The organism is Lelliottia sp. 489 (assembly GCF_050435885.1).
GTDB classification, from domain to species: Bacteria; Pseudomonadota; Gammaproteobacteria; order Enterobacterales; family Enterobacteriaceae; genus Enterobacter; species Enterobacter nimipressuralis.
In genome coordinates this window covers 19640-38067 of sequence record NZ_JBNDLC010000007.1, presented here as the reverse complement: position 1 = coordinate 38067, position 18428 = coordinate 19640, and the positions used below count along the sequence as shown (strand labels likewise).

Annotated in this window: 17 protein-coding genes; 11 read left to right on the top strand and 6 right to left on the bottom strand. The window is 56.6% G+C overall.

All coding sequences use genetic code 11. The features are described from left to right. The first annotated feature begins 4 nt into the window (after positions 1–4). Both ABIE11_RS18285 and ABIE11_RS18280 read left to right on the top strand, forming a co-directional pair. Entirely contained in the window at positions 5–1492 is a 1488-nt protein-coding gene (locus ABIE11_RS18285) for a UxaA family hydrolase (protein ID WP_429185077.1), read from the top strand. A gap of 76 nt (positions 1493–1568) precedes the next feature. Next, on the top strand, positions 1569–2123 hold the full coding sequence (locus ABIE11_RS18280) for a YgjV family protein (RefSeq protein WP_102104842.1): 555 nt from the start codon (positions 1569–1571) through the stop codon (positions 2121–2123). 19 nt (positions 2124–2142) lie between these two features. On the opposite strand, the gene ABIE11_RS18275 is transcribed toward ABIE11_RS18280, so the two are convergent. The 3 genes from ABIE11_RS18275 to ABIE11_RS18265 all read right to left on the bottom strand — a co-directional run bounded on the left by ABIE11_RS18275 (position 2143) and on the right by ABIE11_RS18265 (position 4958). Continuing rightward, the gene (locus tag ABIE11_RS18275; RefSeq protein WP_100778817.1) at positions 2143–3111 is read right to left on the bottom strand and encodes a TerC family protein; all 969 of its coding nucleotides are present in this window, start codon (positions 3109–3111) and stop codon (positions 2143–2145) included. 274 nt (positions 3112–3385) lie between these two features. Then, positions 3386–4384, bottom strand: coding sequence for a Gfo/Idh/MocA family protein (locus ABIE11_RS18270; RefSeq protein WP_100778818.1), 999 nt, complete (start codon positions 4382–4384; stop codon positions 3386–3388). A 70-nt stretch (positions 4385–4454) separates the two neighbouring features. Continuing rightward, positions 4455–4958, bottom strand: a complete 504-nt coding sequence (locus ABIE11_RS18265; protein WP_107702789.1) for a M48 metallopeptidase family protein — start codon at positions 4956–4958, stop codon at positions 4455–4457. A gap of 84 nt (positions 4959–5042) precedes the next feature. On the opposite strand from ABIE11_RS18265, the gene rlmG reads away from it, so the two are divergent. Further along, a complete protein-coding gene (gene rlmG, locus ABIE11_RS18260; protein WP_429185076.1) occupies positions 5043–6179 on the top strand; it encodes a 23S rRNA (guanine(1835)-N(2))-methyltransferase RlmG in 1137 nt (378 codons plus the stop codon). A 58-nt stretch (positions 6180–6237) separates the two neighbouring features. Here rlmG and ABIE11_RS18255 read toward each other — a convergent pair whose 3' ends face one another. Continuing rightward, the gene (locus ABIE11_RS18255) at positions 6238–8259 is read right to left on the bottom strand and encodes an NADPH-dependent 2,4-dienoyl-CoA reductase (protein ID WP_107702791.1); all 2022 of its coding nucleotides are present in this window, start codon (positions 8257–8259) and stop codon (positions 6238–6240) included. A 260-nt stretch (positions 8260–8519) separates the two neighbouring features. On the opposite strand from ABIE11_RS18255, the gene ABIE11_RS18250 reads away from it, so the two are divergent. Together ABIE11_RS18250 and ABIE11_RS18245 are read left to right on the top strand one after the other, a co-directional pair. Continuing rightward, entirely contained in the window at positions 8520–9368 is an 849-nt protein-coding gene (locus ABIE11_RS18250; RefSeq protein WP_429185075.1) for a YPO3983 family protein, read from the top strand. Then, positions 9365–9832, top strand: a complete 468-nt coding sequence (locus tag ABIE11_RS18245) for a DUF943 family protein (protein ID WP_429185073.1) — start codon at positions 9365–9367, stop codon at positions 9830–9832. Before ABIE11_RS18250 ends, ABIE11_RS18245 begins: the two co-directional genes overlap by 4 nt. A 32-nt stretch (positions 9833–9864) precedes the next feature. Here the strand turns inward: ABIE11_RS18245 and lsrK are convergent, their stop codons facing one another. Both lsrK and lsrR read right to left on the bottom strand, forming a co-directional pair. Beyond that, on the bottom strand, positions 9865–11445 hold the full coding sequence (gene lsrK / locus ABIE11_RS18240; protein ID WP_102104836.1) for an autoinducer-2 kinase: 1581 nt from the start codon (positions 11443–11445) through the stop codon (positions 9865–9867). A gap of 33 nt (positions 11446–11478) precedes the next feature. After that, positions 11479–12450, bottom strand: a complete 972-nt coding sequence (lsrR, locus tag ABIE11_RS18235) for a transcriptional regulator LsrR (RefSeq protein WP_429185072.1) — start codon at positions 12448–12450, stop codon at positions 11479–11481. 217 nt (positions 12451–12667) lie between these two features. Between lsrR and lsrA the strand changes: the two genes are divergently transcribed. The 6 genes from lsrA to lsrG are packed head-to-tail and all read left to right on the top strand — an operon-like array spanning position 12668 to position 18354. Then, positions 12668–14155: an autoinducer 2 ABC transporter ATP-binding protein LsrA gene (gene lsrA / locus ABIE11_RS18230; protein WP_429185144.1), complete on the top strand. Its 1488-nt coding sequence runs from the start codon at positions 12668–12670 to the stop codon at positions 14153–14155. Further along, positions 14152–15183, top strand: coding sequence for an autoinducer 2 ABC transporter permease LsrC (gene lsrC / locus ABIE11_RS18225; RefSeq protein WP_429185070.1), 1032 nt, complete (start codon positions 14152–14154; stop codon positions 15181–15183). The genes lsrA and lsrC overlap by 4 nt, the downstream gene beginning before the upstream one ends. After that, entirely contained in the window at positions 15184–16167 is a 984-nt protein-coding gene (gene lsrD / locus ABIE11_RS18220; protein ID WP_429185069.1) for an autoinducer 2 ABC transporter permease LsrD, read from the top strand. It abuts the gene before it with no gap. Then, on the top strand, positions 16164–17165 hold the full coding sequence (gene lsrB, locus ABIE11_RS18215) for an autoinducer 2 ABC transporter substrate-binding protein LsrB (RefSeq protein ID WP_429185068.1): 1002 nt from the start codon (positions 16164–16166) through the stop codon (positions 17163–17165). The genes lsrD and lsrB overlap by 4 nt, the downstream gene beginning before the upstream one ends. 11 nt (positions 17166–17176) lie before the next feature. Continuing rightward, positions 17177–18064: a 3-hydroxy-5-phosphonooxypentane-2,4-dione thiolase gene (gene lsrF / locus ABIE11_RS18210; RefSeq protein ID WP_100778830.1), complete on the top strand. Its 888-nt coding sequence runs from the start codon at positions 17177–17179 to the stop codon at positions 18062–18064. Then, the gene (gene lsrG / locus ABIE11_RS18205; protein WP_231275953.1) at positions 18061–18354 is read left to right on the top strand and encodes a (4S)-4-hydroxy-5-phosphonooxypentane-2,3-dione isomerase; all 294 of its coding nucleotides are present in this window, start codon (positions 18061–18063) and stop codon (positions 18352–18354) included. Before lsrF ends, lsrG begins: the two co-directional genes overlap by 4 nt. Positions 18355–18428 lie beyond the last annotated feature (74 nt).

Below are 18428 nucleotides of genomic sequence, written 5' to 3'. Positions count from 1 at the left end.
TGATATGCAATACATCAAGATCCATTCGCTGGATAACGTTGCCGTAGCGCTGGCGGATCTGACCGAAGGCGCGGAAGTTACCGTGGAAAACCAGACCATCACCCTGCGTCAGGCGATTGTCCGCGGGCATAAATTTGCCGTGTTCCCCATCGCGAAAGGCGAAAATGTGGTGAAGTATGGTCTGCCGATCGGTCATGCGCTGGCGGATATTGCGCCGGGTGAACATATTCATTCCCACAATACCCGCACCAATCTCAGCGATCTGGACGAGTACAGCTATCAACCTGATTTTCAGCCTGAAGAAGGGCAGGGGGAGGATCGCGATGTTCAGATCTACCGCCGCGCCAGCGGAGAAGTCGGGATCCGCAACGAACTGTGGATCCTGCCAACCGTCGGCTGCGTAAATGGGATCGCGCGTCAAATTCAGAATCGTTTTCTGAAAGAGACTAACAATGCCGAAGGCACCGACGGCGTGTTCCTGTTCAGCCACACCTACGGCTGCTCGCAGCTGGGCGACGACCACATTAACACCCGCACCATGCTGCAAAACATGGTGCGCCACCCGAATGCGGGCGCGGTGCTGGTGATTGGCCTTGGATGTGAAAACAACCAGGTCGACGCTTTCCGTGAAACGCTGGGGGATTTCGACCCTGAGCGCGTGCACTTTATGGTGTGCCAGCATCAGGACGACGAAGTGGAGGCGGGTCTCGAACAACTGCATCAGCTGTATGAGGTGATGCGTCACGACACGCGCGAGCCGGGCAAACTGAGCGAGCTGAAGTTCGGTCTGGAGTGCGGCGGGTCCGACGGTCTGTCGGGCATCACCGCCAACCCGATGCTGGGCCGCTTCTCGGATTACATGATCACCAACGGTGGGACCACCGTGCTGACCGAAGTGCCGGAAATGTTCGGCGCAGAACGCATTCTGATGAGCCACTGCCGCGACGAAGCGACGTTTGAAAAAACCGTCACCATGGTGAACGACTTCAAACAGTATTTCATCGCGCACAATCAGCCGATTTACGAAAACCCATCACCGGGCAACAAAGCGGGCGGCATTACCACGCTCGAGGAGAAATCCCTCGGCTGTACGCAAAAAGCCGGTGCCAGCCAGGTTGTGGACGTGCTGCGCTATGGTGAACGCCTGAAAACGCACGGTCTGAATCTGCTCAGCGCGCCGGGGAACGACGCCGTCGCGACCAGTGCGCTTGCGGGTGCGGGCTGTCATATGGTGCTGTTCAGCACCGGACGCGGCACGCCGTACGGCGGTTTTGTGCCAACGGTGAAAATTGCCACCAACAGCGAGCTGGCGGCGAAGAAAAAGCACTGGATCGATTTTGACGCCGGGCAGCTGATTCACGGTAAAGCCATGCCGCAGCTGCTGAATGAGTTCATCGACACCATCGTGGAGTTTGCCAACGGCAAGCAGACCTGCAACGAGCGTAACGATTTCCGCGAGCTGGCGATTTTCAAAAGCGGCGTGACGCTGTAAGTCCATTAGCGTTAGCATAAGAAACGGCGCTTTCACTCTGAGGCGCCGTTTGTTTTTGTCTTAACAGGAAATTTTCATGACCACGTATTGGCTTGCCCAGGGCGTTGGGGTCATCGCCTTTCTGGTGGGAATCACCACCTTCATCAACCGCGACGAGCGGAAATTCAAAAAACAGCTTTCGGTCTACAGCGCCATTATCGGCGTGCATTTCTTTTTGATGGGTGCGTTTCCGGCCGGATCGAGCGCAATGCTCAACGCGGTACGAACGCTCATCACTCTGCGCACGCGCAGCCTGTGGGTCATGGCGATTTTTATCGTTCTGACCGCCGGACTGGGGCTGGCGAAATTCCATCACCCCATCGAACTGCTGCCGGTGGCCGGCACGCTGGTGAGCACCTGGGCGCTGTTTCGCTGTAAAGGCCTGACCATGCGCTGCGTCATCTGGTGTTCCACCTGCTGTTGGGTGATCCACAATTTCTGGCTAGGCTCGATTGGCGGAACATTGATTGAGGGAAGTTTTTTGCTGATGAACGGCCTGAATATTATCCGCTTCTGGCGGATGCAGCGGCGGGGAATCGATCCGTTTAAAGTGGAAAAAGCGGTGCAGGAAGAGAGCCCCTCCGTCCGCTGACGGAAGGGCGAGGGCGCACTTACTGCGCCTGTTGTTTCTTATCGTTCTGGTGGTTAACCCAGGCGTTAATGATCAGCGTCAGCGCCAGAATACCAAATACCACGCCCAGCGAGACGGCGATCGGGATATGGTAGAAATCGACGATCAGCATCTTGATACCGATAAACACCAGGATGATCGACAGCCCGTATTTCAGCATCGAGAAGCGCTCCGCCACACCGGCCAGCAGGAAGTACATCGCACGCAGACCGAGGATCGCAAACAGGTTAGACGTCAACACGATGAACGGGTCGGTGGTCACCGCGAAGATAGCCGGAATACTGTCGACCGCGAAGATCACGTCGCTCAGTTCAACCAGAATCAGCACCAGCAGCAGCGGCGTGGCAAACAGCAGGCCGTTCTTACGCACGAAGAAGTGCTCGTTGTCGATGGTGTCGGTCATGCGCAGATGCCCACGGATCCATTTCACCAGCGGCTTCTCGCCAATCCCCGTTTCATCCTCTTTCGCCAGCGCCATTTTCACACCGGTGAAGAGCAGGAACGCCCCGAAGACATACAGCAGCCATTCGAACTGCGTAATCAGCCAGCTACCGGCAAAGATCATCACCGTACGCAGAATAATCGCGCCCAGCACGCCGTAGACCAGCACGCGACGCTGCAACGCAGCAGGCACCGCAAAATAGCTGAACAGCATCAGCCAGACAAAGACGTTATCAACGGCGAGGGCTTTTTCAATCAGATAGCCCGTGAGGAAGGCCAGCGCCTGCGGGTCGGCCACCGCGCGGCCTTCCGTTGACGCCAGATACCACCAGAACGCGGCGCAGAACAGCAAAGAGAGCGTTACCCACACCAGCGACCAGGCCGCGGCCTGTTTCATGGTCATGCCATGTGCGCCGCGACGGCCCTGTAAAAAGAGGTCGATCGCCAGCATGATGACCACCACGACTGCGAAACCGCCCCATAACATTGGAGTGCCGACAGAGTGCATAGAGATTTTTCCTTCCATAAAAACAAAAACGGCCAACGTCAGAAGACGATAGCCGTTGCGTTATTTATGCAGGGACCTCGCCTTCCGGCAAGGTCTCACTTACAACCAAAAAGAACACGTTTCGTGACTCTTTTTCGTTGCCCGGCGACCGGATGCGGTATTGCACGCATCGTAATGACGACCCACCGGCAATGAAGTTACTCCCCTTTGCAGGTAACAAAATATGTCAGGACACGGTTTTCGTCAATGCCCTTAACGATTCTATTACACAGCTTTACGCGAGCGCTGTCGTGCTCACGTCATCCGCAGGGAACACCACGCCGGTTTGACGGCGGATTTCGGTCTGCAGTTTCGCCGTCGTGCGGCTCACGGCAAGCCCTGGGTGGTTCACTTCATTGGTCTCTACCAGACGTGCGAACACCTCTGCCTCATACAGCATAGTGTTAATATGCTGAGGTTGCGTCAGCTCCTGAGCCTTACCGCCACGCGGAATAAAGCTGACTTTCTGACACTCCGAGATCTTCTCAACCACCAGTGCGCCATTTTCGCCCTGAATCTCACTCGGCAGCACAGAATCACTGACTTTGGAGTGCTGAAGCGTGACGCTGAAATCGCCGTAATCCAGTACCACGACGCCATGAGCATCGACACCGCTGTCGAGCAGGCTGGCGGTCGCAATCACGCCGTGCGGTTCGCCCCACAGGGCCACCGCAGAGGCCAGACAGTAAAAGCCAATATCCATAATCGAGCCGTTCGAGAAGGTCGGATTAAAGGTATTAGGGTTTTCGCCGTCCAGATAGCGCTGGTAGCGCGAGGAGTACTGGCAGTAATTGATAAAGGCTTTGCGCACTTTGCCAAGCTTCGGCAATGATTGCTGCAACAGCAGGAAGTTCGGCAGGCTGGCGGTTTTAAACGCTTCGAACAGCACCACCTGGTTTTCCCGCGCCAGCTGAATGGCAGCTTCCACTTCCTGAATATTGGACGCCAGAGGCTTCTCGCAAATCACATGTTTTTTGTGGGCGAGGAACTGCAGCGTTTGCGGGGAGTGAAGCGAATTCGGGCTGGCGATATACACCGCGTCAATGGCATCGCTCTGCGCCATCTCCTCAAGGGAGGTAAACAGATGCTCGACAGGATAATCGTTAGCAAAAGTCTGCGCCTGTTCAAGGCTGCGGGAATAGACGGCGGTGAGTTTGAATTTGCCGGTTTCATGGGCGGCGTCGACGAACTGGCGCGTGATCCAGTTCGTGCCTATAACTGCGAAACGTATCATAAACGTTCACGTACTCCGTAACGGGGAACCTTTTGTCACTTTAGCACGCACACATGACAAAACCAGTGCGTTAACCCTCATTACTCTTTAACGATAAATGCGTAAGCCACAGGCGCGTATCAAACTCCAGCTGGTGGTATTGCGGTTCCATGTGGCAGCACAAGGCGTAGAAGGCTTTGTCGTGCTCTTTTTCTTTCAGATGCGCCAGTTCATGCACCACGATCATCCGCAAAAAAGCCTCCGGCGCATTGCGAAACACGGTGGCGACGCGGATTTCCGCTTTGGCCTTCAGCTTTCCGCCCTGTACGCGGGACACGGCGGTGTGCAAACCCAGCGCGTTTTTCAGCACGTGGATCTTGTTGTCATACATCACTTTATTGATGGGCGGGGCGTTACGCAGAAACTGACTTTTCAGATCCTGGGTGTACTGCCAAAGCGCTTTATCCGTCGCGAAGCTGTGTGTTCCTGGATAACGTTTTTCAAGAACGCTGCCCAGGCGCTGTTCGGCAATTAAGGTGCGGACCTGGGAAAGTAAATTCTCCGGATATCCCTGGAGATAACTAAGATTGCTCATCAACGCTCCACCAGAATAATAAAAAGGGTATACTCACGCACCCTTTTCAGGGATAACGCCAAATTTTACCACTCAGGAGGGCCGATGAGCCACTTAGACAACGGTTTCCGTTCACTCAATCTTAAACGTTTCCCGGAAACGGACGACGTTAACCCGCTTCAGGCGTGGGAAGCGGCGGATGAATATCTGCTGCAACAGTTGGATGACACTGAAATTGTCGGCCCGGTTCTGATCCTGAATGACACCTTTGGTGCGCTGGGTTGCGCGCTGGCCGAACACACGCCTTACAGCATCGGCGATTCCTATTTGAGCGAGCTTGCGACGCGTGAAAACCTGCGTCACAACGAGATTGCGGAATCGAGCGTTAAGTTCCTCGACAGCACGGCGGAGTACCCGCAAGCACCGGGCGTTGTGCTGATCAAGATCCCTAAAACGTTGGCGCTGCTGGAGCAGCAGCTGCGCGCGCTGCGTCATGTGGTGACACCGGAAACGCGGATTATTGCGGGCGCCAAAGCGCGTGATATTCACAACTCGACTCTTGAGCTGTTCGAAAAGGTTCTGGGTCCTACCACGACGACGCTGGCGTGGAAAAAAGCCCGTCTGATTAACTGCACATTCAACAATCCTGAGCTGAAAGACGCGCCAGAAACCCTGAGCTGGAAGCTGGAAGGAACGAACTGGACCATTCACAACCATGCGAACGTCTTCTCGCGCACGGGGCTGGATATCGGCGCGCGCTTCTTCCTGGAACATCTGCCGGACAATCTGGAAGGCGAGATTGTCGATCTCGGCTGTGGTAACGGTGTTGTCGGCCTGACCCTGCTTGAGAAAAACCCGGAAGCCAGCGTTATCTTCACCGATGAATCGCCAATGGCCGTGGCCTCAAGCCGCCTGAACGTTGAAACCAACATGCCGGAAGCGCTGGACCGCTGCGAGTTTATGATCAACAACGCGCTATCGGGCGTAGAGCCATTCCGCTTTAACGCGGTGGTGTGCAACCCGCCGTTTCACCAGAAACATGCCCTGACGGATAACGTGGCCTGGGAAATGTTCCACCACGCACGTCGCTGCCTGAAAATTAACGGTGAGCTGTATATCGTGGCGAACCGCCACCTCGACTACTTCCACAAGCTGAAGAAGATCTTCGGTAACTGCTCTACGGTCGCCACCAATAACAAATTTGTGGTGCTGAAGGCCGTGAAACTGGGGCGTCGTCGCTAAGCTGGCTCTGCTGCGACGGTTATGCCCGGTAGCGCTATGTTTACCGGGCGTACATGACCTAGATTTCCAGCGCCAGACGGGTTCCCTGCGCAATCGCGCGCCGGGCGTCCAGCTCCATCGCCACATCGCACCCGCCAATCAAATGCACCGTTTTCCCGGCCTCGCGCAGCGGATCGGCCAGATCGCGTTTCGGCTCCTGCCCGGCACATAAAATCACATGATCCACGCGTAGCACCTGCGGTTCACCGGCAAGAGTGATATGCAGCCCTTCATCGTCGATCTTCTGATAACTCACCGCCGGGATCATCTTCACGCCGCGAGAAAGCAGCGTCGCGCGATGGATCCAGCCGGTAGTTTTCCCCAGCCCATCGCCCGGTTTGCTGGCTTTGCGCTGGAGCATCACAATCTGGCGCGGGCTTTTCGGCAGCTGCGGCCCTTCCGGTCGCAGGCCGCCGGACTGTTTCAGGCTGGTGTCGATACCCCATTCCACGCAAAACTCGGCGATGTTCTGGCTGGTCGCTTCGCCCGGCTGGCTTAAATACATGGCCGTATCAAAGCCGATGCCGCCGCAGCCGATAATTGCCACCCGTTCGCCGACCGGAACCTTGTCGCGCAGCACGTCGAGATAACTCAACACTTTTGGATGATCGACCCCTTCGATCGCGGGTGTGCGTGGGGCGATCCCGCTGGCGAGGATCACTTCGTCATACGCCGCCAGATCCTCCGCGCGGACAAACTGATTGAGCCGCAGATCCACGCCCGTCAGGGCGATCATTCGGCGGTAATAGCGCAGGGTTTCATAAAACTCCTCTTTGCCGGGGATCTGTTTGGCGATATTAAACTGCCCGCCAATCTCCGCCAGCGCGTCAAAAAGCGTCACCGAATGGCCGCGCGACGCGGCATTTACCGCGAACGCCAGTCCCGCAGGGCCTGCGCCGACCACGGCCAGTCGTTTGGTTTTCACCGCAGGCACAATCGGCATTTTGGTTTCATGACAGGCGCGCGGATTGACGAGGCACGAGGTGACTTTACCGACGAAGATCTGATCCAGGCACGCCTGGTTACAGCCGATACAGGTATTGATCTCATCCGCGCGGCCGCTCTGCGCTTTGGAAAGCAGCTCGGCATCGGCGAGAAACGGACGTGCCATCGACACCATATCCGCATCGCCTTTTGCCAGCACATCATCTGCAACCTGCGGATCATTAATACGGTTGGTGGTGACCAGCGGGATCGACACCTTGCCCTTCAGCTTGCGTGTTACCCAGCTAAACGCTGCGCGCGGGACCGGCGTGGCAATCGTAGGGATACGCGCCTCGTGCCAGCCGATGCCAGTATTGATGATGGTCGCGCCTGCCGCTTCGATGGCCTGCGCCAGCTGGAGTGTCTCCTCGAATGTGCCACCGCCTTCGACCAGATCGAGCATCGACAGGCGGAACACGATAATAAAATCAGCCCCGGCGCGCTCGCGCACCGCACGCACCACTTCCACGGCAAACCGCATCCGACGCGGATAATCGCCGCCCCATTCGTCGTCGCGCTGGTTCGTGCGGGCGGCCAGAAACTCGTTAATCAGATAGCCTTCGGAGCCCATGATCTCTACGCCGTCGTAGCCTGCTTCACGCGCCAGCGCGGCGCAGCGGGCGAAGTCATCGATCAAGGCGAGGATCTCTTCGTGGGTGAGGGCGTGCGGCTTAAAGCGGTTAATCGGCGCCTGTATGGCGGAAGGGGCCACCAGATGTGGCTGATAGCTGTAGCGCCCGGTGTGCAGGATCTGCAGGGCGATTTTACCGCCCTCTTTATGCACCGCATCGGTGACAAGCCGGTGATGGGGCAACTGGCTGGCATCGTTCAACACCGCACCGCCTTCCATGCCAACACCCGAGGGGGCAGGGGCGACACCGCCGGTGACAATCAGCGCCACGCCGTGACGCGCGCGCTCGGCGTAAAACGCCGCCAGACGCTCTGCGCCGTCAGGATGTTCCTCCAGCCCGGTATGCATAGAGCCCATCAACACGCGGTTTTTGAGCGTAGTAAACCCCAGATCGAGGGGGGCAAAAAGCGACGGATAGCGGCTCATAATCTCTTCCAGTGTAAAATTATTGTTATGTGGTCGGATGAGTTACTAATTTAGCCACTCGCGGGCAAAAGAGGAAAAGAGGCGTGTGATGATTGTGATGGGATTCAAAGATTAGGAGTGCTGTTACTCATTCGGAAGTATTGTAACAACATACAAATGCACATTAAGAATGTGAGATTGGGTACTTTTTTTAGAAAAACGTGATTAAATGCACTTCATTTAATAGTGATAACTTGTTGTTATTCAAGGAGGAAATCATAATGGAGTATCCATCAAAATTATCAATAGATTGTCCCTGTACTCTGTTTAAAACGATCAACCCATTTAATGATTATTCTGCGGATGATATGAAATGTGGGGATATGAATGAGCAGCAGTTAAGATCACTTGGGTTGCACGATATCTCAGGCCAGGTGGACCCCTATCGGCTAATTTGCTACGACGTTCCGAACGTACCAACGATATTTGGTGGGTACATAACCCCCTCCGATGGAAGAAAAGTGTCTCACGAAGAATGCGTTAATATTTTATTCAATGAAATGACTGAACTTTCAAATGAATTTTCGCGCATAGGAGAATATCAGCATCTAATTAAAGAGATGATCTCTCATTTTAGATATGGTGATGGAAAACATTTTTATAGCACATCTCTTAATGTTGCGTTCGAAAAACGTGTGGATGACCCAAAACCTAACAGTTCAATATCAATAATAAAGAGCACCATTGAGGATAAAACTGGTGCTGGTTTTTTCTGGAATGCATATACACCACTCGAGGATAGTATTGCATTAGCACTTCATGATTCAATTTTACCAAAATTCAATCAAGTTCAAGACAACATTAATGGTCTTGGAATAACGGTGCATGATATCCATGCTCAGAAGATAACGCTTCTATTCATTGAAAAATATGCAATAGGATGGGAGGCTGAAATCCTCTTTGAGGCACAGGACCACTTTGGTCTTGATTGTATTGATATTAAAAGTGAATTTTATAGCCAGTTCCGTTTTTTTCGCATCTGGTTCTTTCTTCAACGGCACAAAGATTTCGCCTTTCGACCTTTCTTTACGAATTTTTCAGCGTTTGCAAGAATTGGAAGTTATCAATGAAAAACAAAAAAAAACGATTTATTGGCATTTTTATTATTATTGCAATGTGTAACCTTTGGTCGCTTCGACCAGTTAAAATATTACATGTTTATTCTGACTTCAATTCTTCTGTCTTCGTTGTAGTTGATCATTTACCATGGGCTGACAGTGATAAAATTGGTTGGTTTTTATCACGAAGGCAAAAATTAATTAATGATTATCCCTTAATCGATGGTATTCCTCATTCTTATTATATTATGGATGTAGGTGAAGGGTTTACAAATTATAAAGAGAACCCGAAGGAAGATCTGTTGTGTTTTTCAATGGGAAAGAATGAGCATAATTGTATTATTAAAAATTATCCGATGGTTATGAGTGAACGGCCCTATGAAAATATTCATTTTCAGATATCTTCTGAATGGGCAGTTTATAATTATGAATTAACTCAAGAAGGCAAAATTGAATATAGCCATAGAGAGAGGTAGGCCGGATAAGCGCATCGCCATCCGGCCCGTTTTTATGGTGCAACAGCCCGCACAAGCCCCGGGGCCTGCCACATCGACGTGGTCAGCCCGCTGTCGACCAGCCCTAGCTGGTCGGCGTACACCGCCTGCCATTTCTGCATCATGCCGTCGTACAGTTCGCGGTGTTCTGGGTTGGGGGTAAATTCCCGGCTCCAGCGCACCAGTTTTTCCCCCGTCGATGCCATATCGGCATACAACCCGGCACCAGTGCCTGCTGCAATGGCGCAGCCCAGCGCGGTCGCCTCTTTGACTTCCGGCACGCGCACCGGCAGCCCGGTGACGTCGCTTAAAATCTGGCTCCAGAGCGCGCCTTTTGCGCCGCCGCCTGCAAACACCAGGCTCTCAAACGTTACGCCGGAAAAGTGCGAAATCTGTGCCAGATTACAGGCGGAGACAATCGCCGCATTCTCTTCCAGCGCGCGGAACAGCGTGGCTTTATTGCATTTTTCCGGATCGATGGAGAGATTAATAAACGACGGTGCGGCGTGGTACCACTGTTTAAAATGCATCGCATCGGAAAAGATCGGCATCACGCCGTGCGATCCCGCCGGAACGCGGGCTGCCATCTCTTCAAGCAGGGCGTAAGTGTCCATCCCCATCCGCTCGGCAATGAGCTTCTCTTCGGCGCAAAACGCGTCGCGGAACCAGCGCATCGTCAGCCCGGTGAAGAAGCTAATGGATTCCGCCTGCGCCATACCGGGTATCACGTGCGGATTAACGCGAATATTCATCTCCGGATCGGTACGCACCTGCGGCAAATTCACCACCTGCTGCCAGAAGGTCCCGCCCAGTACCGCGGTTTGCCCGGCGCGGACCACACCCAGCCCCAGACAGCCCAGTTGCACGTCGCCACCGCCCATTACCACCGGCGTGCCTTCGCGCAGCCCACTCTGTTGTGCGGCCTCACGGGTCACCGCTCCCAGCACCGTGCCCGTCTCTTTAACAGGGGAGAGAATATCGGCCCGCAGCCCGGCCATATCCAGCAGAGCAGGGCGCCAGTCTCGGCTGAAGAGATCGAGCATCCCGGTAGTGCCTGCATTGGAAGGGTCCACCGCCAGCTCGCCCGAAAGCTTCGCCGCCAGCCAGTCGCTGATCATGGTGATGGTCGCCGCTTTGCGATAGATATCCGGACGATGGTGCGCCAGCCACAGCAGGCGCGGCATGGCGCTCAGGGCCAGCGTCTGGCCGGAGACGTCATACACTTCGGATTCAAAACGGTAGTCGTGGATCTCTTTGAGTTCAGCCACTTCCCGGCTGGCGCGGGCATCGACGTTAGCGCAGGCCCAGATGGCATCGCCGTTGCGGTCGTAGAGCACGATCCCCTCGCGCATCGAACAGCAGGCGACGGACTGGATATCCGCTGCGCTCAGGTGCGCGCGCTCCAGCGCCTGATGAATGCACTGGCAGGCCAGCCGCCAGTTGGTGTCGAGATCGAACTCCATCGAGCCTGGCACGTTCTCCACGCTCAGGTGTTTCCACTCCGCCTGGCCGACGGCGACCTGGTTGCCCTGCAAATCAAATACAACGGCGCGAACGCTTCCCGTCCCTGCATCTAACGCTAAAAGGTAACTCATGAGCTTGCCTCGTGTTGGCACGGGGCAAGTGGCTTATTTCGCCAGGGCAAGCACCGCGCGGGCTGTCGTCTCTTCCGTCACCAGGCCATTAATAAGGCGACCTTTCAGTGCGGCGTAAATCGCATCTGCTTTCTCTTCCCCTCCTGCCACGCCGACGATGGTTGGCAACTGCGCCAGTTCCTCGAGCGTGACGCCGAGCAATTCCTGATGAATCTCCAGGTCGGGCACCCGTTCGCCTGCGGCATTGAGGAAATAGCCGAGGATGTCGCCGACCGCACCTTTGCGCGCATACATGAGCTGCTCGCCTTCGCTGATATAGCCCGAGCGCAAAATGGTGGCGTCACGGCGCTGATTCACGGAGCCAATACCCACCACGGCGGCGTCGGCGGCGGTGGCGGCGAGGATCACGTCCCGCACGCTGGCTTCTCGTTTTAAAATGCCGGCAACGTCTGCCGATGAAACCCGCAGCGGAGCCGGAATCATGCTGATGCTACAGGCCGCATCCAGCTGACCGATGCCGGTCATATAAGGGCCCACGCCGCCGGAAAGCGTCACCAGCCGCACCTGCTGTGAGCTAATAAAGCCGCTTAAGTGCTGAATGCAGCTCATGGTCGCTTCACCAAATCCCACCGCCAGCAGCTGTCCCGGTTCCAGTAACCCCATCAGCGACTGCGCTGCGCCAATCCCCAGCCGCACGTTCATCGGCGCAGTATTCAGGGCTGGCACCACGCGAACCATTTTCAGGTTAAAGCGCTGCTGCAGCTCAGTCTCCAGCGCCAGACACCCCTCATAGCGGGAATTTATCTGTACGCGGATCACCCCGGACTGACGCCCTTTTTCCAGTAAACGGGAGATCTTCAGGCGCGGCAGCCCTAAGCGCTCGCCAATATCGTTCTGCGTCAGGCCGTCGTGGTAGTAACACCACGCCACCCTGGCGACCAGTTCTTCCTCTGCCAGCGCCAGCCCGGCAAACCGACTATCTTCGGCAGTGCGTTTATCGCCCATATTTGAACTCTTATAAAAATTTAGATCATATGTTCGCTCAGACGCGGGCAGAAAGTGTGAGCCACGCGGCAAAACGGATCTTTAAAGAAACAACGCAGAGTTATCAGGATCTGAATCGATAAAACTGTGATCCCTGCACGGTTGTAAATATAGTTCACCGTCTACGCTTTTGAACATTATTAAATCAAAAAATCATTTGTTCAATGGCGGAGCGATGATGACAGTCCTGATCGAAGCGCGTGATATCCACAAGCAGTTCTCCGGCGTACCGGTGCTGAAAGGCATTGATTTCACGCTGCTATCCGGTCAGGTCCATGCTCTGATGGGCGGCAACGGCGCGGGAAAATCGACGCTGATGAAAATTATCGCCGGGGTGGAATCGCCCGACGGCGGTGAACTTTATGTTGAAGGCAAGCCATTTGCGCGCCTCAAGCCCGGCCAGGCACACCAGTTGGGGATCTACCTGGTGCCGCAGGAGCCGATGCTGTTTCCCAATCTCACCGTGCGCGAAAACATCCTCTTTCGTCTGCCGCGCGGAACGCAACACGAAAAACGCCTCGCCGATAAACTCCAGCAGCTGCAGTGTCAGCTGAATCTCGACGCCGCTGCCAGCACCCTCGAAGTAGCGGATCAGCAGATGGTGGAGATCCTGCGCGGATTAATGCGCGAGGCGAAGATCCTGATCCTCGATGAACCGACCGCTTCACTCACGCCGGGGGAGACGGAACGCCTGTTCCGCCAGATCCGCGCATTGCAGGATCTCGGGGTCGGCATCGTGTTTATCTCTCATAAATTGCCGGAGATCCGCCAGCTCGCCAGCCACATCTCGGTGATGCGTGACGGGGCGGTAGTGTTGAGCGGCGAAACCTCGGCCTATGACGACAGCGCCTTAATCGCCGCCATGACGCCAGTCAGCCGCGAGCACGCCTTAAGCGACACGCAAAAACTGTGGCTGGCGCTGCCGGGCAATCGCCGCACGCAGGCGCAGGATTTCCCGGTGCTGCGGGTGGAAGATCTGACGGGCGAAGGCTTTATCGATCTCAATGTCGAGATCTACGCCGGGGAGATCGTCGGCCTCGCCGGGCTGGTGGGATCCGGGCGCACCGAGTTCGCGGAGACGCTCTACGGGCTGCGACCCGCACGCGGCGGGCGGATCTGGCTGGAGAACCAGGAGATCGGCGGCGATTCCGTCCTGTCGCGTCTCGCCAAAGGGCTGGTCTATCTCCCGGAGGACAGGCAGGTTTCCGGATTGTTTCTCGATGCGCCCATCCGCTGGAACACCGTGGCGCTGAATGAGCCGTCCCTCTGGCAGCAGCGCAAGCGCGAAGCGGCGGTGGTGGAGCGTTACCACCGGGCGCTTGGGATCAAGCTCAACCACCCGGATCAAACTGTGCGCACGCTCTCCGGCGGCAATCAGCAGAAGGTGCTGCTGGCCCGCTGTCTGGAAGCCAATCCGCTGCTGCTGATCGTGGATGAGCCGACGCGCGGCGTCGATGTTTCGGCGCGCGCGGACATCTACCAGCTGATCAAAAGCGTGGCGGCGCAGAACGTGGCGGTGCTGATGATCTCCAGCGATCTCGATGAATTTCCGGGTCTCGCCGACCGCGTGCTGGTGATGCATCAGGGCGTGCTCAGCGGTGAACTGCCGCGCCACGCCGTCAGCCTCGACCGGATGATGGCGCTGGCCTTTGGAGGACAATCATGAAGACGTTACTGAAGAACCGCGAGCTGAGCGCCTTTCTCGCCATTCTGGCGCTGTTCGGCGTGCTGGTGGCGCTTAATCCGGTGTATTTGAGCTTTCAGACGCTGGGGATGATTTTCGCCAGTTCGCAAATCCTGATCCTGCTGGCCCTCGGCGCGACTCTGGTGATGCTGACGCGCAACATTGATGTGTCGGTTGGCTCGACGGTCGGGCTGTGTGCGATCGCCGTCGGCGTGGCGCTTAACAACGGCTACAGCCTGCCGGTATCGATGCTTTTTGCGGTCGCCATTGGCGCGCTGGCCGGGGCCTTTAACGGCCTGCTGGTGGTTGGGCTGCGTATTCCGGCGATTGTCGCCACTCTCGGCACGCTGGGGCTATATCGCGGGGCGATGCTGCTGTGGACCGGCGGGAAGTGGATCGAAGGATTACCGTCGAGCCTGAAAGCCCTGTCGGAACCCGTCGCTGTCGGTGTTTCGCCGCTGGGTATGGTGGTGCTGTTTCTGGCGCTGATTGGCGCGTGGACGTTGTCGCGCACCGCGTCTGGCCGTGATTTTTACGCCGTGGGCGATAACCTGGCCGCCGCGCGTCAGCTCGGCGTGGCGGTGAACCGCACCCGGATGATCGCGTTTACCCTCAATGGCGTGTTGGCCGCCTGCGCCGGGATCGTCTTTGCGTCGCAGATCGGTTTTGTGCCGAACCAGACCGGCAGCGGGCTGGAAATGAAAGCCATCGCCGCGTGCGTGCTGGGCGGAATCTCCCTTCTCGGCGGCACCGGCACCCTGATTGGCGCGTTTCTCGGCGCCTTCTTCCTCACACAAATCGACACCGTGCTGGTGCTGTTCAAGCTCCCGGCCTGGTGGAATGACTTTATCGCCGGGCTGGTCTTGCTCGGTGTGCTGGTCCTCGACGGGCGTCTGCGTCAGGCGCTGGCGCGTCATCAGCGCGCGCTGAAGTACAGCCGTTTCCAGCCCGGCAACAAAGGGGGAAAGCACGTCACCCCGTTTCCGAAACGCAAAAAAGAGGTGGCGTAAATGAAGCTTAACTGGGAAAGCGCGCTGCTGATTTTACTGGTGCTGGAGATCCTGCTGTTCGGGGCCATCAACCCACGGATGCTGGATATCAACATGCTGCTGTTCAGCACCAGCGATTTCATCTGCATCGGTATTGTGGCGCTGCCGCTGACGCTGGTGATCATCAGCGGCGGGATTGATATTTCGCTCGGATCGACCATTGGCCTGTGCGCGATTGCGCTGGGCGTGATGATGCAGGCCGGCTGGCCCATGACGCTGGCGATACCGCTCACGCTGGTGCTCGGCCTGCTGTGTGGCCTGTTTAACGCGGCGCTGATCCACTACACCGGCATCAGCCCGCTGGTGATTACCCTCGGTACGCTCTACCTCTACGGCGGCGGGGCGCTGCTGCTCTCCGGCATGGCGGGCGCGACCGGCTACGAAGGCATCGGCGGCTTCCCGGACAGCTTTACCGCCTTCGCCAATCTGACGCTGTTCGGCCTGCCGATCCCGCTGGTGTTGTTCGTGGTGATTACCTTCTTCTTCTGGCTGATCACCCATCGCGGGCGCTTTGGTCGGCACCTGTTTTTGATTGGGCAAAACCCGCGTGCGGCACGCTACGCCGCCCTGTCGGTGAACGGGATGCCGTATGCGTTGTACGGGCTGGTGGGCGTAGCGTCGGCGATCGCCGCGCTGGTGATGGTCTCCTATTTCGGCTCGGCGCGCTCCGATCTGGGGCGCGATTTGCTGATGCCCGCGCTCACGGCGGCGGTGCTCGGTGGGGCGAATATTTATGGCGGTTCAGGTTCGGTTGTGGGTACAGCGCTGGCGGCATTGCTGGTGGGGTATCTGCAGCAGGGTTTACAGATGGTCGGCATCCCCAACCAGGTGTCGAGCGCGCTGTCAGGGGCGCTGTTGGTTGTGGTGGTGATGGGACGTTCGCTGAGTCTGCACCGTGAATGGCTGCACACTCTTCTCACAAAAAATACCCGGAGCGTAAGATGAAAACAAAACTGATAGTCCTGGCGATGGCGTTAAGCTTTGCCTCGGCGCAGGCCGCCGAACGAATTGCGTTCATTCCTAAACTGGTAGGCGTCGGCTTCTTTACCAGCGGCGGGAACGGCGCCAAAGAGGCGGGTAAAGATTTGGGCGTGGATGTCACCTACGATGGCCCGACCGAACCGAGCGTCTCCGGCCAGGTGCAGCTCATCAACAACTTCGTTAACCAGGGCTTCAACGCCATTATCGTCTCCGCCGTATCGCCGGACGGACTCTGCCCGGCGCTGAAACGCGCGATGCAGCGCGGCGTGAAAGTGCTGACCTGGGATTCCGACACCAAACCTGAATGCCGCAGCATCTATATCAACCAGGGTACGCCGGAGCAGCTCGGCAGCCTGCTGGTGGATATGGCCGGAAAACAGGTCACGAAACCGGACGCCAAAGTCGCGTTCTTCTACTCCAGCCCAACCGTGACGGACCAGAACCAATGGGTGAAAGAGGCGAAGGCCAAAATCGAGAAAGACCACCCGCAGTGGCAAATCGTCACCACCCAGTTTGGCTATAACGACGCGACCAAATCCCTGCAAACCGCCGAGGGGATCTTAAAAGCCTACCCGGATCTGGATGCGATCATCGCGCCGGATGCTAACGCGCTGCCAGCGGCGGCGCAGGCGGCGGAGAATCTCAAGCGCGAAGGGGTGGCGATTGTCGGTTTTAGTACGCCGAACGTTATGCGTCCGTACGTCGAGCGCGGCACGGTAAAAGCCTTCGGCCTGTGGGATGTGGTCCAGCAGGGCAAAATTGCGGTCAATGTCGCCGATCATTTGCTGAAAAAAGGCGATCTTAACGTGGGCGACAGCGTGGATGTCAAAGGCATCGGCGTGCTGAAAGTCGAGCCTAACAGCGTGCAGGGTTATCAGTATGAGGCGAAGGGGAACGGCATCGTGCTGCTGCCGGAGCGCGTGGTGTTCACTAAAGAGAACATTAATAAATACGACTTCTGACGGGGGAAAACATGGCTGATTTAGATGACATCAAAGACGGAAAAGATTTCGGCATCGGCACGCCGCAGCAGAACGTGCCCTTTACCCTGAAGGGCTGCGGCGCGCTGGACTGGGGGATGCAATCCCGGCTTGCGCGCATCTTCAACCCGAAAAGCAACCGCACCGTAATGCTCGCCTTCGACCACGGCTATTTCCAGGGACCGACCACCGGGCTTGAGCGTATCGACCTGTCGATTGCTCCGCTGTTTGCCGAAACCGACGTGCTGATGTGTACCCGCGGAATTTTGCGAAGCACCGTTCCGCCAGCCACCAACAAACCGGTGGTGCTGCGCGCGTCGGGCGGTAACTCGATTCTGGGCGAGCTGTCGAACGAGTGCGTGGCGGTGGCAATGGAGGATGCGCTGCGCCTGAATGTCTGCGCGGTGGCGGCGCAGGTGTATATCGGCAGCGAGTTTGAGCACCAGTCCATCAACAACATTATCAAGCTGGTGGATGCGGGCAATCGCTACGGCATTCCGACCCTGGCAGTGACCGGCGTCGGGAAAGAGATGGCCCGTGACGCGCGCTATTTCTCGCTCGCCAGCCGTATTGCCGCCGAAATTGGCGCGCAGTTCGTCAAAACCTATTTCGTGGAAGAGGGCTTCGAAAAAGTCACCGCCAGCTGTCCGGTGCCGATTGTGATCGCCGGGGGGAAAAAACTGCCCGAACACGAAGCGCTGGAGATGTGTTTCCGCGCCATCGATCAGGGGGCGTCGGGCGTGGATATGGGGCGCAACATCTTCCAGTCCAGCGCGCCGCTCGCGATGCTGAAGGCAGTGAAGAAAGTGGTTCACGAGAACATGAGCGCCCGCGAGGCGTTCCAGTTCTGGCAGGAAGAGAAACAGGGAGAGGTGAAATGAATGTGACGTTAGTGGAAATCAATATTAAACCGGAGCGCGTGGATGAGTTTCTGGAGGTGTTTCGCGCCAATCATGAGGGCGCGATTCAGGAGCCGGGAAATCTGCGTTTTGACGTGCTGCAGGACCCGCGAGTGAAAACCCGGTTCTTCATCTACGAGGCATACAAAGACGAAGAAGCGGTGTTGGCGCATAAGAAGACGCCGCACTATCTGGCCTGCGTGGAGAAACTCGAAGCGCTGATGTCGGAGCCGAGGAAGAAGCGGAGTTTTATCGGGTTAATGCCGGCGTAAAAATCGCCGGAAGCACTGCGATTTACCCGGCCTACCGATTGCGTAGTCCGGGTAAGTGCAGCGCTATCCGGCGA

Bases quoted from the DNA above. Each gene is read 5' to 3' on its own strand.
- ABIE11_RS18285 (WP_429185077.1), top strand. From the start codon at position 5: ATGCAATACATCAAGATCCATTCGCTGGATAACGTTGCCGTAGCGCTG.
- ABIE11_RS18280 (WP_102104842.1), top strand. From the start codon at position 1,569: ATGACCACGTATTGGCTTGCCCAGGGCGTTGGGGTCATCGCCTTTCTG.
- ABIE11_RS18275 (WP_100778817.1), bottom strand. From the start codon at position 3,111: ATGCACTCTGTCGGCACTCCAATGTTATGGGGCGGTTTCGCAGTCGTG.
- ABIE11_RS18270 (WP_100778818.1), bottom strand. From the start codon at position 4,384: ATGATACGTTTCGCAGTTATAGGCACGAACTGGATCACGCGCCAGTTC.
- ABIE11_RS18265 (WP_107702789.1), bottom strand. From the start codon at position 4,958: ATGAGCAATCTTAGTTATCTCCAGGGATATCCGGAGAATTTACTTTCC.
- rlmG (WP_429185076.1), top strand. From the start codon at position 5,043: ATGAGCCACTTAGACAACGGTTTCCGTTCACTCAATCTTAAACGTTTC.
- ABIE11_RS18255 (WP_107702791.1), bottom strand. From the start codon at position 8,259: ATGAGCCGCTATCCGTCGCTTTTTGCCCCCCTCGATCTGGGGTTTACT.
- ABIE11_RS18250 (WP_429185075.1), top strand. From the start codon at position 8,520: ATGGAGTATCCATCAAAATTATCAATAGATTGTCCCTGTACTCTGTTT.
- ABIE11_RS18245 (WP_429185073.1), top strand. From the start codon at position 9,365: ATGAAAAACAAAAAAAAACGATTTATTGGCATTTTTATTATTATTGCA.
- lsrK (WP_102104836.1), bottom strand. From the start codon at position 11,445: ATGAGTTACCTTTTAGCGTTAGATGCAGGGACGGGAAGCGTTCGCGCC.
- lsrR (WP_429185072.1), bottom strand. From the start codon at position 12,450: ATGGGCGATAAACGCACTGCCGAAGATAGTCGGTTTGCCGGGCTGGCG.
- lsrA (WP_429185144.1), top strand. From the start codon at position 12,668: ATGACAGTCCTGATCGAAGCGCGTGATATCCACAAGCAGTTCTCCGGC.
- lsrC (WP_429185070.1), top strand. From the start codon at position 14,152: ATGAAGACGTTACTGAAGAACCGCGAGCTGAGCGCCTTTCTCGCCATT.
- lsrD (WP_429185069.1), top strand. From the start codon at position 15,184: ATGAAGCTTAACTGGGAAAGCGCGCTGCTGATTTTACTGGTGCTGGAG.
- lsrB (WP_429185068.1), top strand. From the start codon at position 16,164: ATGAAAACAAAACTGATAGTCCTGGCGATGGCGTTAAGCTTTGCCTCG.
- lsrF (WP_100778830.1), top strand. From the start codon at position 17,177: ATGGCTGATTTAGATGACATCAAAGACGGAAAAGATTTCGGCATCGGC.
- lsrG (WP_231275953.1), top strand. From the start codon at position 18,061: ATGAATGTGACGTTAGTGGAAATCAATATTAAACCGGAGCGCGTGGAT.